The sequence below is a fragment of the Mycobacterium colombiense CECT 3035 genome (genome assembly GCF_002105755.1).
Lineage (GTDB): Bacteria > Actinomycetota > Actinomycetes > Mycobacteriales > Mycobacteriaceae > Mycobacterium > Mycobacterium colombiense.
This window is the reverse complement of record NZ_CP020821.1, coordinates 2,653,085-2,668,857: the sequence shown is the minus strand read 5'-3', so window position 1 is coordinate 2,668,857 and position 15,773 is coordinate 2,653,085. Positions and strand designations below refer to the sequence as shown.

The 15,773-nt window shown below is 63.5% G+C and carries 11 protein-coding genes and 3 rRNA genes; 9 read left to right on the top strand and 5 right to left on the bottom strand.

What is annotated here, in order from left to right; genetic code table 11:
• Window positions 1-5 precede the first annotated feature (5 nt).
• The 3 genes from atpD to B9D87_RS12180 are packed head-to-tail and all read left to right on the top strand — an operon-like array spanning window position 6 to window position 2,304.
• Window positions 6-1,454: a F0F1 ATP synthase subunit beta gene (gene atpD, locus B9D87_RS12190; protein ID WP_007773894.1), complete on the top strand. Its 1,449-nt coding sequence runs from the start codon at window positions 6-8 to the stop codon at window positions 1,452-1,454.
• Window positions 1,455-1,488: 34 nt separating this feature from the next.
• Window positions 1,489-1,854, top strand: coding sequence for a F0F1 ATP synthase subunit epsilon (locus B9D87_RS12185; RefSeq protein ID WP_007773895.1), 366 nt, complete (start codon window positions 1,489-1,491; stop codon window positions 1,852-1,854).
• 6 nt (window positions 1,855-1,860) lie between these two features.
• Window positions 1,861-2,304: a DUF2550 domain-containing protein gene (locus B9D87_RS12180; RefSeq protein WP_040631187.1), complete on the top strand. Its 444-nt coding sequence runs from the start codon at window positions 1,861-1,863 to the stop codon at window positions 2,302-2,304.
• Window positions 2,305-2,323: 19 nt separating this feature from the next.
• Here B9D87_RS12180 and B9D87_RS12175 read toward each other — a convergent pair whose 3' ends face one another.
• Window positions 2,324-2,905, bottom strand: coding sequence for a cob(I)yrinic acid a,c-diamide adenosyltransferase (locus B9D87_RS12175; protein WP_007773897.1), 582 nt, complete (start codon window positions 2,903-2,905; stop codon window positions 2,324-2,326).
• Between the two features lie 68 nt (window positions 2,906-2,973).
• Between B9D87_RS12175 and murA the strand changes: the two genes are divergently transcribed.
• The 4 genes from murA (at window position 2,974) to rrf (ending at window position 9,712) form a co-directional block, all read left to right on the top strand.
• Window positions 2,974-4,227, top strand: a complete 1,254-nt coding sequence (gene murA, locus B9D87_RS12170; RefSeq protein WP_007773898.1) for a UDP-N-acetylglucosamine 1-carboxyvinyltransferase — start codon at window positions 2,974-2,976, stop codon at window positions 4,225-4,227.
• Between the two features lie 369 nt (window positions 4,228-4,596).
• Window positions 4,597-6,127 (top strand): 16S ribosomal RNA (locus tag B9D87_RS12165).
• 282 nt (window positions 6,128-6,409) lie between these two features.
• Window positions 6,410-9,519: ribosomal RNA gene (locus B9D87_RS12160) — 23S ribosomal RNA — on the top strand.
• 80 nt (window positions 9,520-9,599) lie between these two features.
• Window positions 9,600-9,712: ribosomal RNA gene (gene rrf / locus B9D87_RS12155) — 5S ribosomal RNA — on the top strand.
• Together the 16S, 23S and 5S rRNA genes form the textbook arrangement of a ribosomal RNA operon.
• Before the next feature lie 46 nt (window positions 9,713-9,758).
• Here the strand turns inward: rrf and B9D87_RS12150 are convergent.
• Window positions 9,759-10,250, bottom strand: a complete 492-nt coding sequence (locus tag B9D87_RS12150) for a methylated-DNA--[protein]-cysteine S-methyltransferase (protein WP_007773899.1) — start codon at window positions 10,248-10,250, stop codon at window positions 9,759-9,761.
• 46 nt (window positions 10,251-10,296) lie between these two features.
• Window positions 10,297-11,784 carry a DNA-3-methyladenine glycosylase 2 family protein gene (locus B9D87_RS12145; RefSeq protein WP_007773900.1) on the bottom strand — a complete coding sequence of 496 codons (1,488 nt, stop codon included), beginning with the start codon at window positions 11,782-11,784 and terminating at the stop codon, window positions 10,297-10,299.
• 223 nt (window positions 11,785-12,007) lie between these two features.
• On the opposite strand from B9D87_RS12145, the gene B9D87_RS12135 reads away from it, so the two are divergent.
• Window positions 12,008-13,081: a GGDEF domain-containing protein gene (locus B9D87_RS12135; RefSeq protein WP_007773901.1), complete on the top strand. Its 1,074-nt coding sequence runs from the start codon at window positions 12,008-12,010 to the stop codon at window positions 13,079-13,081.
• A 49-nt stretch (window positions 13,082-13,130) separates the two neighbouring features.
• Here B9D87_RS12135 and B9D87_RS12130 read toward each other — a convergent pair whose 3' ends face one another.
• Window positions 13,131-14,000 (bottom strand): LysR family transcriptional regulator, encoded by an 870-nt coding sequence (locus B9D87_RS12130; RefSeq protein WP_007773902.1) that lies wholly within the window; start codon window positions 13,998-14,000, stop codon window positions 13,131-13,133.
• Window positions 14,001-14,088: 88 nt separating this feature from the next.
• Between B9D87_RS12130 and B9D87_RS12125 the strand changes: the two genes are divergently transcribed.
• On the top strand, window positions 14,089-15,324 hold the full coding sequence (locus B9D87_RS12125; protein ID WP_007773903.1) for an MFS transporter: 1,236 nt from the start codon (window positions 14,089-14,091) through the stop codon (window positions 15,322-15,324).
• 23 nt (window positions 15,325-15,347) lie between these two features.
• On the opposite strand, the gene B9D87_RS26850 is transcribed toward B9D87_RS12125, so the two are convergent.
• On the bottom strand, window positions 15,348-15,773 hold the full coding sequence (locus B9D87_RS26850; RefSeq protein WP_148664699.1) for a hypothetical protein: 426 nt from the start codon (window positions 15,771-15,773) through the stop codon (window positions 15,348-15,350).

Genomic DNA, 15,773 nt, shown 5'->3' with positions numbered 1-15,773 from the left:
AGAAAATGACTGCTACTGACGAAAAGACCACACGCTCCGAGACCAGCGGCCGCGTGGTGCGAATCACCGGCCCGGTGGTCGACGTCGAGTTCCCGCGCGGTTCCGTGCCGGATCTGTTCAACGCGCTCAACGCCGACATCACGTTCGAGGAGCTCAAGAAGACCCTGACGCTCGAGGTCGCCCAGCACCTCGGCGACAACCTGGTGCGCACCATCTCGCTGCAGCCCACCGACGGTCTGGTGCGCGGCGTCGAGGTGACGGACAGCGGCAAGTCGATCTCGGTGCCGGTCGGCCAGGAGGTCAAGGGCCACGTCTTCAACGCGCTGGGCGACTGCCTGGACAAGCCCGGCTACGGAGAAGACTTCGAGCACTGGTCGATTCACCGCAAGCCGCCGCCGTTCGAGGAGCTCGAGCCCCGCACCGAGATGCTCGAGACGGGTCTGAAGGTCGTCGACCTGCTCACCCCGTACGTGCGTGGTGGCAAGATCGCGCTGTTCGGCGGTGCCGGCGTCGGCAAGACGGTGCTGATCCAGGAGATGATCAACCGTATTGCCCGAAACTTCGGTGGCACTTCGGTTTTCGCCGGCGTCGGTGAGCGCACCCGCGAGGGCAACGACCTGTGGGTCGAGCTCAAGGAAGCCGACGTGCTCAAGGACACCGCGCTGGTCTTCGGTCAGATGGACGAGCCGCCCGGCACCCGTATGCGGGTGGCTCTGTCCGCACTGACCATGGCCGAGTGGTTCCGCGACGAGGCCGGGCAGGACGTGCTGCTGTTCATCGACAACATCTTCCGGTTCACCCAGGCCGGATCCGAGGTGTCGACCCTGCTCGGTCGTATGCCGTCGGCCGTGGGCTACCAGCCCACCCTGGCTGACGAGATGGGCGAGCTGCAGGAGCGCATCACTTCGACGCGAGGCAAGTCGATTACGTCCATGCAGGCCGTCTACGTGCCCGCCGACGACTACACCGACCCGGCGCCGGCGACGACGTTCGCCCACCTCGACGCCACCACCGAGCTGTCGCGTTCGGTGTTCTCCAAGGGCATCTTCCCCGCGGTGGACCCGCTGGCGTCGAGCTCGACCATCCTCGACCCGAGCGTCGTGGGTGACGAGCACTACCGGGTGGCGCAGGAAGTCATCCGAATCCTGCAGCGCTACAAGGACCTGCAGGACATCATCGCGATCCTGGGTATCGACGAGCTGTCCGAAGAGGACAAGCAGCTCGTCCAGCGTGCGCGACGGATCGAGCGATTCCTGTCGCAGAACATGATGGCGGCCGAGCAGTTCACCGGTCAGCCGGGCTCGACGGTGCCGCTGAAGGAGACCATCGAGGCGTTCGACCGCCTGACCAAGGGCGATTTCGACCACATCCCGGAGCAGGCGTTCTTCCTGATCGGTGGCCTCGACGACCTGGCGAAGAAGGCCGAAGGCTTTGGCGCCAAACTGGAATCCTGAGGCGTGAGCGAAAAGGCTCTGAAAGGCTCTTGGCATGGCTGAATTGAACGTTGAGATAGTCGCCGTCGACCGCAAGATCTGGTCGGGTGAAGCAACGTTTCTGTTCACCCGCACCACCGTCGGCGAGATCGGCATCATGCCGCGGCACATCCCGCTGGTGGGTCAGTTGGTCGACGACGCAATGGTGCGCGTCGAACGAGAGGGCGAAGACGATCTGCGTATCGCGGTCGACGGTGGATTCCTTTCTGTCACTGAGGAATCGGTGACGATCCTGGCCGAATCCGCAGAGTTCGAGTCGGAGATCGACGAGAGCGCCGCCAGAGAGGCCGCTGAGTCTGACGATCCGCGTATCGCCGCCAGAGGGCGCGCGAGATTGCGCGCCGTCGGCGCGATCGACTAACCGCCGATGAGCGCGCCCATGGTCGGCATGGTCGTGCTCGTCGTCGTGCTGGCCAGCGCCGTCGTCGGGCTGAGCTATCGGCTCTGGAAGCTGCGCCAGGGCGGCACCGCGGGGATCATGCGAGACATTCCCGCGGTCGGTGGGCACGGCTGGCGGCACGGCGTAATTCGTTACCGCGGTGGTGAAGCCGCGTTCTACCGGCTTTCCAGTCTGCGACTGTGGCCCGATCGGCGGCTGAGCCGGCGGGGCGTGGAGATCGTGTCCCGGCGCGCGCCGCGCGGCGACGAGTTCGACATCATGACCGACGAGATCGTCGTCATCGAGCTACGCGACACGACCCAGGATCGTAGGTCCGGATACGAGATCGCCTTCGACAAGGGCGCGTTGACCGCGTTCCTGTCCTGGCTGGAGTCGCGTCCGTCACCGCGGTCACGCCGGCGCAGCCTGTAGGGCGGGCCCGCCGCGCTCACTACGTGCCGGCGTTCTCGCCGCCGGGTTTCCACAACACGTCCCCGTCGGGGTTGGCCACGCGCGACAGGATGAACAGCAGATCCGACAGGCGGTTCAGGTACTTCGCCGGCAGGACGTTGACCTGCCCGGGCGCGGAGTCGATGGCCGCCCACGCCGACCGCTCGGCTCGACGTACCACGGTGCGGGCGACGTGCAGCAACGCCGACAATGGCGAACCACCGGGCAGCACAAACGAATTCAGCTTCGGCAGCGGCTCGTTATATGTGTCACACCATTTTTCGAGCCGATCGATGTAGGGCTGGGTGACCCGCAGCGGCGGATACTCGGGGTTGTCGACCACCGGCGTCGACAGATCCGCGCCGGCGTCGAACAAGTCGTTCTGGATCTGCCGCAACACACCCGTGAGCTTCTCGTCCGGCTGACCCACGGCGACGGCGACGCCGATCGCCGAGTTGGCTTCGTCACAATCGGCGTACGCCACCAGCCGCGGGTCGTTCTTGGAGACCCGCGAGAAGTCACTCAATCCCGTGGTGCCGTCATCGCCGGTTCGGGTGTAGATGCGCGTCAGGTGTACAGCCATGAGCAAACCGTACTCGGCGGTGGGTCGGCCGACTGACAAGCAGATACCGCTTCACTAGACTGACGCGGGTGGCTGAGCGATTCGTGGTGACCGGCGGCAACCGCTTGTCAGGCGAAGTCGCTGTAGGGGGCGCGAAGAACAGCGTGCTCAAGCTGATGGCCGCGACGCTGCTGGCCGAAGGCACCAGCACGATCACCAACTGCCCCGACATCCTGGACGTGCCGCTGATGGCGGAGGTGCTGCGCGGCCTGGGCGCAACGGTCGAACTGGACGGCGACGTCGCGCGGATCACCTCTCCGGATGAGCCCAAGTACGACGCCGACTTCGCCGCGGTGCGACAGTTCCGCGCGTCGGTGTGTGTGCTGGGACCGCTGGTCGGCCGGTGCAAGCGCGCCCGCGTCGCGCTGCCGGGGGGCGACGCGATCGGATCGCGTCCGCTGGACATGCATCAGGCCGGCCTGCGCCAACTCGGCGCGCAGTGCAACATCGAGCACGGATGCGTGGTGGCACAGGCCGATACGTTGCGCGGGGCGGAGATTCAGCTGGAGTTCCCCTCGGTGGGAGCCACCGAGAACATCCTGATGGCCGCCGTCGTCGCCGAGGGCGTGACCACCATCCACAACGCCGCCCGCGAACCCGACGTCGTGGATCTGTGCACGATGCTGAACCAGATGGGCGCGCAGATCGAGGGCGCGGGTTCGCCGACGATGACCATCACGGGCGTCCCTAAGTTGCACCCGACCGAGCACCGCGTCATCGGTGATCGCATCGTCGCCGCCACCTGGGGGATCGCCGCCGCGATAACCCGCGGAGACATCACGGTGACGGGCATCGATCCGGCGCACCTGCAGGTGGTGTTGCACAAGCTGCACGACGCCGGCGCCACCGTCACCCAAACCGACGACAGCTTCCGGGTGGCGCAATACGAGCGCCCGAAGGCGGTCAACGTGGCGACCCTGCCGTTCCCCGGATTCCCGACGGACCTGCAGCCGATGGCGATCGCGCTGGCCTCGATCGCCGACGGCACCTCGATGATCACCGAGAACGTATTCGAGGCGCGCTTCCGCTTCGTCGAAGAAATGATCCGGCTCGGGGCCGACGCCCGAACCGACGGGCATCACGCCGTCGTTCGGGGGCTGCCGCAATTGTCGAGTGCACCGGTGTGGTGTTCGGACATTCGGGCCGGTGCCGGCCTGGTGCTGGCGGGGCTTGTCGCCGACGGAGACACCGAGGTCCACGACGTCTTCCACATCGATCGCGGCTACCCGTTGTTCGTCGAAAACCTGGCGATTTTGGGAGCGGAGATCGAGCGGGTACAGTAACCAAAGTCAGTGCCCCACAAGCGCGGTCACCAACGCGAAGGTGGACGAGAGCGGGGCCTTGACTCCCTCGCTGGATTGGTACTAGCCTGGCACGGCTGCTCCCGACACGGTCTCTAGCAGATCAAAATTGGGAGTTGACTTACCTGCCGGATCTGTATTAAGCTGGCAGGGTTGCCCCAAAACGGGCGAAACAAGTGTTGTTTGAGAACTCAATAGTGTGTTTGGTCTTTTTATTTGTTGTTGTTTTTTGGCCATACTTAAACACTCCCCGTGTGTCGGTATGGCCGTATTTTGATGCCAGTTTTTGGTGTCTTTTTGTTAGGTCAGATTATCTCTGATTTGAATTCACCTCGTTCTGCGAGGAGTTTTTGTTTGGAGAGTTTGATCCTGGCTCAGGACGAACGCTGGCGGCGTGCTTAACACATGCAAGTCGAACGGAAAGGCCTCTTCGGAGGTACTCGAGTGGCGAACGGGTGAGTAACACGTGGGCAATCTGCCCTGCACTTCGGGATAAGCCTGGGAAACTGGGTCTAATACCGGATAGGACCTTTAGACGCATGTCTTTTGGTGGAAAGCTTTTGCGGTGTGGGATGGGCCCGCGGCCTATCAGCTTGTTGGTGGGGTGATGGCCTACCAAGGCGACGACGGGTAGCCGGCCTGAGAGGGTGTCCGGCCACACTGGGACTGAGATACGGCCCAGACTCCTACGGGAGGCAGCAGTGGGGAATATTGCACAATGGGCGCAAGCCTGATGCAGCGACGCCGCGTGGGGGATGACGGCCTTCGGGTTGTAAACCTCTTTCACCATCGACGAAGGTCCGGGTTTTCTCGGATTGACGGTAGGTGGAGAAGAAGCACCGGCCAACTACGTGCCAGCAGCCGCGGTAATACGTAGGGTGCGAGCGTTGTCCGGAATTACTGGGCGTAAAGAGCTCGTAGGTGGTTTGTCGCGTTGTTCGTGAAATCTCACGGCTTAACTGTGAGCGTGCGGGCGATACGGGCAGACTAGAGTACTGCAGGGGAGACTGGAATTCCTGGTGTAGCGGTGGAATGCGCAGATATCAGGAGGAACACCGGTGGCGAAGGCGGGTCTCTGGGCAGTAACTGACGCTGAGGAGCGAAAGCGTGGGGAGCGAACAGGATTAGATACCCTGGTAGTCCACGCCGTAAACGGTGGGTACTAGGTGTGGGTTTCCTTCCTTGGGATCCGTGCCGTAGCTAACGCATTAAGTACCCCGCCTGGGGAGTACGGCCGCAAGGCTAAAACTCAAAGGAATTGACGGGGGCCCGCACAAGCGGCGGAGCATGTGGATTAATTCGATGCAACGCGAAGAACCTTACCTGGGTTTGACATGCACAGGACGCGTCTAGAGATAGGCGTTCCCTTGTGGCCTGTGTGCAGGTGGTGCATGGCTGTCGTCAGCTCGTGTCGTGAGATGTTGGGTTAAGTCCCGCAACGAGCGCAACCCTTGTCTCATGTTGCCAGCGGGTAATGCCGGGGACTCGTGAGAGACTGCCGGGGTCAACTCGGAGGAAGGTGGGGATGACGTCAAGTCATCATGCCCCTTATGTCCAGGGCTTCACACATGCTACAATGGCCGGTACAAAGGGCTGCGATGCCGTAAGGTTAAGCGAATCCTTTTAAAGCCGGTCTCAGTTCGGATTGGGGTCTGCAACTCGACCCCATGAAGTCGGAGTCGCTAGTAATCGCAGATCAGCAACGCTGCGGTGAATACGTTCCCGGGCCTTGTACACACCGCCCGTCACGTCATGAAAGTCGGTAACACCCGAAGCCAGTGGCCTAACCTTTTGGAGGGAGCTGTCGAAGGTGGGATCGGCGATTGGGACGAAGTCGTAACAAGGTAGCCGTACCGGAAGGTGCGGCTGGATCACCTCCTTTCTAAGGAGCACCACGAAAAGCACTTCAATTGGTGAAGTGCGAGCCGTGAGGGGTTCTCGTCTGTAGTGGACGAAAGCCGGGTGCACAACAGCAAATGATTGCCAGACACACTATTGGGCCCTGAGACAACACTCGGTCGAACCGTGTGGAGTCCCTCCATCTTGGTGGTGGGGTGTGGTGTTTGAGTATTGGATAGTGGTTGCGAGCATCTAGATGAACGCGTGGTCTTCATGGCCGGCGTGTTCATCGAAATGTGTAATTTCTTCTTTGGTTTTTGTGTGTAAGTAAGTGTTTAAGGGCGCATGGTGGATGCCTTGGCATCGAGAGCCGATGAAGGACGTGGGAGGCTGCGATATGCCTCGGGGAGCTGTCAACCGAGCATTGATCCGAGGATTTCCGAATGGGGAAACCCAGCACGAGTGATGTCGTGTTACCCGTATCTGAATATATAGGGTGCGGGAGGTAACGCGGGGAAGTGAAACATCTCAGTACCCGTAGGAGAAGAAAACAATTGTGATTCCGTCAGTAGTGGCGAGCGAACGCGGAACAGGCTAAACCGCGCGCATGTATAACCGGGTAGGGGTTGTGTGCGCGGTGTTGTGGGATTGATATGTCTCAGCTCTACCTGGCTGAGGGGTAGTCAGAAAGTGTCGTGGTTAGCAGAAGTGGCCTGGGATGGCCTGCCGTAGACGGTGAGAGCCCGGTACGCGAAAACCCGTCACCTACCTTGTATCAACTCCCGAGTAGCAGCGGGCCCGTGGAATCTGCTGTGAATCTGCCGGGACCACCCGGTAAGCCTAAATACTTCTCGATGACCGATAGCGGATTAGTACCGTGAGGGAATGGTGAAAAGTACCCCGGGAGGGGAGTGAAATAGTACCTGAAACCGTGTGCCTACAATCCGTCAAAGCCTCTTCGTGGGGTGATGGCGTGCCTTTTGAAGAATGAGCCTGCGAGTCAGGGACACGTCGCGAGGTTAACCCGTGCGGGGTAGCCGCAGCGAAAGCGAGTCTGAATAGGGCGCATCCCCTTTGGGGTGTAGTGGCGTGTTCTGGACCCGAAGCGGAGTGATCTACCCATGGCCAGGGTGAAGCGCGGGTAAGACCGCGTGGAGGCCCGAACCCACTTAGGTTGAAGACTGAGGGGATGAGCTGTGGGTAGGGGTGAAAGGCCAATCAAACTCCGTGATAGCTGGTTCTCCCCGAAATGCATTTAGGTGCAGCGTTGCGTGGTTCACCACGGAGGTAGAGCTACTGGATGGCCGATGGGCCCTACTAGGTTACTGACGTCAGCCAAACTCCGAATGCCGTGGTGTAAAGCGTGGCAGTGAGACGGCGGGGGATAAGCTCCGTACGTCGAAAGGGAAACAGCCCAGATCGCCGGCTAAGGCCCCTAAGCGTGTGCTAAGTGGAAAAGGATGTGTAGTCGCAGAGACAACCAGGAGGTTGGCTTAGAAGCAGCCACCCTTGAAAGAGTGCGTAATAGCTCACTGGTCAAGTGATTATGCGCCGATAATGTAGCGGGGCTCAAGCACACCGCCGAAGCCGCGGCACATTCACGTTTACGTGGATGTGGGTAGGGGAGCGTCCCTCATTCAGCGAAGCCTCCGGGTAACCGGTGGTGGAGGATGGGGGAGTGAGAATGCAGGCATGAGTAGCGATAAGGCAAGTGAGAACCTTGCCCGCCGTAAGACCAAGGGTTCCTGGGCCAGGCCAGTCCGCCCAGGGTGAGTCGGGACCTAAGGCGAGGCCGACAGGCGTAGTCGATGGACAACGGGTTGATATTCCCGTACCCGTGTATAGGCGTCCCTGATGAATCAGCGGTACTAACCACCCAAAACCGGATCGACCATTCCCCTTCGGGGGCATGGAGTTTCGGGGCTGCGTGGGACCTTCGCTGGTAGTAGTCAAGCGATGGGGTGACGCAGGAAGGTAGCCGTACCAGTCAGTGGTAATACTGGGGCAAGCCCGTAGGGAGAGCGATAGGCAAATCCGTCGCTCATTAATCCCGAGAGGTGATGCATAGCCGATTGAGGCGAATTCGGTGATCCTCTGCTGCCAAGAAAAGCCTCTAGCGAGCACATACACGGCCCGTACCCCAAACCAACACAGGTGGTCAGGTAGAGAATACCAAGGCGTACGAGATAACTATGGTTAAGGAACTCGGCAAAATGCCCCCGTAACTTCGGGAGAAGGGGGGCCGGAATACCGTGAACACCCTTGCGGTGGGAGCGGGATTCGGCCGCAGAAACCAGTGGGTAGCGACTGTTTACTAAAAACACAGGTCCGTGCGAAGTCGCAAGACGATGTATACGGACTGACGCCTGCCCGGTGCTGGAAGGTTAAGAGGACCCGTTAACCGTAAGGTGAAGCGGAGAATTTAAGCCCCAGTAAACGGCGGTGGTAACTATAACCATCCTAAGGTAGCGAAATTCCTTGTCGGGTAAGTTCCGACCTGCACGAATGGCGTAACGACTTCCCAACTGTCTCAACCATAGACTCGGCGAAATTGCACTACGAGTAAAGATGCTCGTTACGCGCGGCAGGACGAAAAGACCCCGGGACCTTCACTACAACTTGGTATTGGTGTTCGGTACGGTTTGTGTAGGATAGGTGGGAGACTTTGAAGTACAGACGCCAGTTTGTATGGAGTCGTTGTTGAAATACCACTCTGATCGTATTGGACACCTAACGTCGAACCCTTATCGGGTTCACGGACAGTGCCTGGCGGGTAGTTTAACTGGGGCGGTTGCCTCCTAAAATGTAACGGAGGCGCCCAAAGGTTCCCTCAACCTGGACGGCAATCAGGTGTTGAGTGTAAGTGCACAAGGGAGCTTGACTGCGAGACTTACAAGTCAAGCAGGGACGAAAGTCGGGACTAGTGATCCGGCACCTCTGAGTGGAAGGGGTGTCGCTCAACGGATAAAAGGTACCCCGGGGATAACAGGCTGATCTTCCCCAAGAGTCCATATCGACGGGATGGTTTGGCACCTCGATGTCGGCTCGTCGCATCCTGGGGCTGGAGCAGGTCCCAAGGGTTGGGCTGTTCGCCCATTAAAGCGGCACGCGAGCTGGGTTTAGAACGTCGTGAGACAGTTCGGTCTCTATCCGCCGCGCGCGTCAGAAACTTGAGGAAACCTGTCCCTAGTACGAGAGGACCGGGACGGACGAACCTCTGGTATACCAGTTGTCCCACCAGGGGCACGGCTGGATAGCCACGTTCGGACAGGATAACCGCTGAAAGCATCTAAGCGGGAAACCTTCTCCAAGATCAGGTTTCTCACCCTTTTAGAGGGATAAGGCCCCCCGCAGACTACGGGTTCGATAGGCCAGACCTGGAAGCCCAGTAATGGGTGCAGGGAACTGGCACTAACCGGCCGAAAACTTACCAACACACACTCGCAACCACAGTCCAGTTCACGGCAGTAATGCTGCGAACGCCACACCCCCCACCAAACAAATTTAAATAGAGTTACGGCGGCCACAGCGACAGGGAAACGCCCGGTCCCATTCCGAACCCGGAAGCTAAGCCTGTCAGCGCCGATGATACTGCCCATACGGGTGGAAAAGTAGGACACCGCCGAACATACACAAAAACACCCCCGGCAACGGGGGTGTTTTTGCATTCGCAATTAATCGAATAGCGTCAAATTCTCCCGTTGTTTTTCCAATTCGAGCAATGTGCGCTTTCGGCCGAGCCCGCCGCCGAACCCGGTGAGGCTTCCGTTGGCCCCGATGACGCGATGGCAGGGAACGACGATGGCGATCGGATTGTGGCCGTTGGCCAACCCCACGGCGCGGGCGGCGCCCGGTGCCGCGATCTGCTCGGCGATTTCACCGTACGAGCGGGTTTCGCCATACGGAATGGTCAGCAGTGCCCGCCACACTCGGCGCTGAAACGCGGTGCCGCGCAGGTCGAGCTCGACATCGAAATCGGTCAGCTCGCCGGCGAAATATGCGCCGAGTTGTTCGACGGCCTCGCCGAAGGCCCGCGGGTTCGGCGACCAATCGCTGCGGCTCGGTTCGTAGGTCTGGTCGACCATTCGCAGATTCGTCAGCACCGAGCCGTGACCGGCCAGGGTCAGCAGCCCGATCGGGCTGTCGATGGTGCGGTACTCGATCATGTGCGCCACCCCTTTTCGCTTCGCTGGCAATCGTCGCCGGCGCGGATCATGCGACCTCCTGTGGCGGCCATTGGTTTACCGGATGCTCGAGCGTGGTCCAAAGGTATTGGGTGGCATAGGAACGCCAGGGTCGCCACTGCGCACTGCGCGCGATGAGGGAGCGCTCGTCGGACGGCAGGCCCAGCTGCTCGGCGGCCAGGCGCAGGCCCAGATCGCTGGCGGGGAACGCGTCGGGATCGCCGAGGCCGCGCATCGCGATCACCTCCGCGGTCCAGGGGCCCACGCCGGGCAACGCGAGTAATTGCGTTCGGGCGCTTCCCCAGTCGCAGCCGGCGCTCAGCACGACACTGCCGTCGGCGAGGGCGCCGACCAGAGCGCTCAGCGTCCGCTGCCGGGACCTGGGCACCGCCAGATGGACCGGGTCGATGTCCGCGAGCTGCTCGACGGACGGGAAGGTGTGCGTCAACGTCCCCCCGGGGTCGTTGATCGGCCGGCCATAGGCGGCGACCAGGCGGCCGGCGTGGGTGCTCGCCGCCTTCGTCGACACCTGCTGGCCGAGCACCGCGCGCACCGCGAGTTCGGCCTCGTCGACGGTGCGGGGAATCCGCTGCCCCGGTGCCTTGGCCACGACGGCGCAGAACTCCGCGTCCCGGCTCAGCGCTTCGTCCACCGCTTCCGGATCGGCATCGAGGTCCAGCAGCCTCCGGCAGCGCGCGATAGCCGTTGTCAGGTCGCGGAAGTCGTCCAGGACGAGCACGCACCGGACGTGATCGACGGCGGGGGTCAGGCTGACGATCGCATTGCCGAACGGGAGGCGCAGAGTGCGCCGGTACGCGCCGTCGCGGATCTCCTCGCAACCGGGCACGGTGCCCGCCGCCAGGTGACCGAACACGCCGGCGTAGCCGAACGGCGTGCGCACCGGGAGCCGAAGGCACACGGTGCCAGGCGAATTCGGGGTTGATGCGGAACGTGTCGCGGCGCGCTGCCGCAGCGCGCTCGGTGTGTTCTCGAAGACCGCGCGAACGGTGTCGTTGAACTGGCGGATGCTGGAAAAGCCGGCGGCGAATGCGACGTCGCCGAAGGGCAGGTCCGTGGTCTCGATCAACACCCGGGCGGTCTGTGCCCGTTGCGCGCGGGCCAGTGCGAGCGGGCCGGCACCCACCTCGGCCTGTAACAGCCGCTCCAGCTGCCGGGTCGTGTAACCGAGGCGGGCGGCCAGACCACCCACACCTTCCCGGTCGACGGTCCCGTCGGCGATCAGGCGCATCGTCCGCGCCACGACGTCGCCGCGCACGTTCCATTCCGGAGACCCCGGGGACGCGTCGGGGCGGCACCGCTTGCAGGCCCTGAAGCCGGCACGCTGAGCGGCGGCCGCCGTCGGGTAAAACCGCACGTTGCGGGCGAACGGTGGCCGCACCGGGCAGCTGGGCCGGCAGTAGATGCGGGTGGTCAGCACCGCCGTGACGAACCAGCCGTCGAACCGCGCATCCTTGGACTGGACGGCGCGGTAACAGCGTTCGAAGTCGTCGTGCACGGTTCCAGACTTACACCCGCCCACCGACAAAACTGGCGGAAAAGCGACATCGTCGTGGGATGGGCCTGAGGCGGCGAACGGCCCCCGGGGAGGCTCGCCATCGCGTGCCCTTTTCTGGTCGATTCGAGATTTTGCCGTCCCCGATGGTATTTACTGTGATCCGGCTCACTGACTCTGGTGGTGTGACTCGACGGGGTGAGCGAGTTCGGGGAAAGGCGAGCGGATGACGTGGTTGGCGACTTGGTGGGGCCAAGACGACCATTTCGATTGGCTGACAGGCTATTTGCAGGCCCACGGGCTGAGCACCAGCACCCGCAGGGTTCTGGCCGTGGTGGCGGCTTCCCTGGTGCTGGTGCCAGTCAACGTGGTGTATGGGCCCACCCCGCTGTACCCGCGTGTGGCGCTGACGGTTTCGGTCGTCGCCGCCGTCCTCGGGTTGTGCATGGCGGCGCTGTGGTTGAGCGGGTGGCCCACCCGGCGCCAGTCCGTGTTCTACATCATGACCGGCGCCGTATCCATCGGCGCCGGTTGCCTGTGGCAGCCCCAGCCGCTCATCGGCCTGATGTCGTGCTCGGCGATGGCGGTGACGGGCGGTTACATCGCGTTCTTCCATACGGCCAGGCTGATGGTGCTGAACTTCTTCATGGCCAGCGCGATCGCGGCCTGGCAGGCGGTGCGCCTGGCCGCTACCGGGCAGGCGTTGCTGGCGTTCACCGGTTACTTCCTGGTGCTGGAACTCAATGTCGTCGTTCCGCTGGCCATCCAGGTCGTGGTACGGGCCCTGTGGCTCGACCTGCTGCGCGCCAACCGCGACCCGCTGACCGGGCTGCTTAACCGCAGGGCGTGCGATCGCGCGATCGTCGGCCGGATGCTCGCCGGCGCCCATCACATGCACCTGGCGGTCGCCATGCTTGACCTGGACCGCTTCAAAGAGCTCAACGACACCCGGGGGCACGCCGCCGGCGACGAGGCGCTCATCGCGGTGGCCGGCACCCTGACCGCCGCGTGCGGCGAGACCTCCATCGTCGGCCGGGTGGGCGGGGAAGAGTTCCTGGTCGCCGACATCGTGACGACCGAACAGCTGCCGTCCTGGGGCCGGCAGCTCTGCGACGCCGTGGCCGCGGTCAACGCGGCGGTGACCGCCAGCGTCGGAATCGCCACCCTGGCGCTGGGCAACGTGGTCTCGGAATATGCCGAGCACGCGTTTCACCAGCTAGTCGCCCACGCCGACACCGCGATGTACGAAGCGAAGCGGTGTGGGGGCAACCAGACCCGCCATCACCAGATCGCCGTCTGAGCCGATAGCCGCGGTCACGACCTCGCGTCGCGGGCCGCACCTCGTGGTGCTACACGGCCGCGGCGGCCGCGACGAAGTCCCGCGCCGAGCGGGACAGCGGTCGACCGGAATCCCAGATCAGCCCGACATCGCGGTAGGCGTCGGCGTCGGCCAGCCGCAGCACACGCACGCCCGGCGCGTACTCGCTGCCGTCGATGGGCACCAGGCTGACGCCCAGCCCGGCGGCCACCAGGCCCGCGACCGTCGTGAGATTCGGTGCTTCCAAACCGATCCGGGGCCGGAATTGCGCGGCGGCGCAGAGCTCGTCGAGCAGTCGGCGCATGCCGAATCCCGGGTGCATGCTCACGAACGGTTCGTCGGCGAGATCGGTCATGGAGATCGCCGCAGCGCCCGAAAGCCGGTGGTCTGCTGGGACGGCTACGCCGAGGCGCTGACGAAACAGGCTGCGCCAGGCCAGAGTTCGCTTGCGCGGCCGCGGAGACACCACCCCGATGTCGACGGCGCCGGACTGCACGCGATCGCCGATCGATTCGGCGGCCCCCTCCTCGAGCGTGAAGGTCACTCGCGGCGACGACTTTCCGAACGTCGCGATCAAGCGCGGCACCACGGTCGACCCGAACGAACTCAGGAATGCCAATCGGATCTCGCTGACGGCCGGATTCGTCAGGTCATCGATCGCACGCCTGGCCGCGTCGAGCTCCAGCTGGGCCCGCCGGGCGTGCTCGTAGAAGATCCGGCCGTAGGTGTTGAGGGCAAGCCTCCTGCCGTGCCGATCGAACAGCGACACTCCCACCCGCTGTTCGAGGCGCGCCAGCATCCGGGTCAACGTCGGCTGTGCGACGTGAAGCTGCTCGGCCGCCGATGTGACGTGCTGCAGCTCAGCGAGTGTGATGAACCACTCGTAGTCGCCGTCCGCCATCCGTCACCTCTGCTTATGTGTTAAGTGCATCATAAATCGAGAAATAATTCATTTCCTTTTCGGCGCCGCGGCACGAAGCATCATTGCTATGCCTCAGGCCGTCGTCGCGCATCAAGCCGGAACCAAGGGATACCGGCGGATCACCGCCGCGCTGTACGGCGCCGGCCTGGCCAGTTTCGCCGCGATGTACTGCACGCAGGCCCTGTTGCCGGCGTTGTCGGCGAGCTATCGCATCACGCCGGCCACCGCGGCGTTGACGGTCTCGCTGACGACAGGGATGTTGGCGCTGTCGATCATTCCCGCGAGCGTCCTTTCCGAGCGGTACGGGCGCACCACCGTGATGCTCGCCTCGGGGATAGCGTCCAGCGTCATCGGGATGCTGCTGCCGTGGAGCCCCACGCTCGGCGTGCTGCTCGCGGGACGCGCGCTGCATGGGGTCGCGCTCGCCGGGATACCCGCGGTCGCGATGGCCTTCCTCGCCGAGGAGGTGCACGCCTCGTCGCTCGGCTCGGCAATGGGCCGCTACGTCGCCGGCACCACGGTGGGAGGGCTGGTCGGGCGGATCGTGCCGTCGCTGGTCGTCGACGTCAGCAATTGGCGGGTGGCGCTGTTGGCGTCCTCCGCGACGACACTGGCCGGCACGGCGGTGTTCGCCCTGCTGGTACCGAGGTCACAATTCTTCACCCCGAAGGCGGCGAGTGCGCGGGCCGCGATCGGCAACCTTACCGCCCATGCACGAAACCCCGTGTTACTGAAGCTCTTTGCGCTGGGCTCGGTGCTGATGGGCGGATTCGTCACGGTCTACAACTACCTCGGCTACCGACTGACCGCGCAGCCCTTCGGATTGGCATCCTCGGTGGCCGGACTGCTATTCGTCCTGTACCTCGTCGGCACCTGGACATCGGTCGTGGCGGGGCGGCTCGCGGACCGCAGGGGGCGCCGGTTCGTGCTGGGCGCCGCGTTGCCGATCACCGTGACCGGCCTGCTGCTCACCGTCCCGCATGCACTGGTCGTAATCGTCATCGGTGTGGGCGTGTTCACCGGTGGGTTCTTCGCCGCGCACACCGTTGCCAGCGGCTGGGTCGGCGCGGTCGCGCACCGAGACCGCGCCGAGGCCTCCGCGCTGTACCTGTTCAGTTACTACCTGGGCGGGTCGGTGGCCGGCGCGCTGGGCGGCCTCGTCTACGCGGTCGGCGGCTGGCCGGCCACGGCGTGGTTTGTCGGCGGCCTGCTCATAGCCGGCACGCTTCTGGTCGCGCTATTGGTGCGGGAGAACGGATCCCGCGCCGACGGCCTCGCGAGGTCGATGGCCACCGCTCGGTAACCCGCCGGCTGCGCGGCCCCGAATCAGCCGGGAGGCGTGCCGACACACACGCCGCCGGCGCACGCACCCGCGCCGCCCGGTCCCGCGGAAGCCCCGGCGCCCGGCACGCCCGCGCTGGCCCCACCCGGTCCGGCGCCTGCACCCGAACCGCCAGGCCCGGCGGTGGTGGCGCCACCCGGCCCGACGCCGGGTCCACCGCCGCCCGGGCCACCGGTACCCGGTGCCGTCGGCGCTGTGGTCGTGACGCTCGCCGGCGTCGTGACGGTGGTGGTGACGGTCGAGGTGCTGGGGCTCTTGTTGTTGTTGTTGCTCGAGCATCCCGCGGACAACGAACTCAAGGCAATCGCCGCGGCGATTCCCGCGGCGATCGAAACACGGCGGGCAGTTCCACTACCGGTCATGTCAAAGCCAATCTCTTCAGGGGTCAACTTCTTTGTCGCTGTACCCAT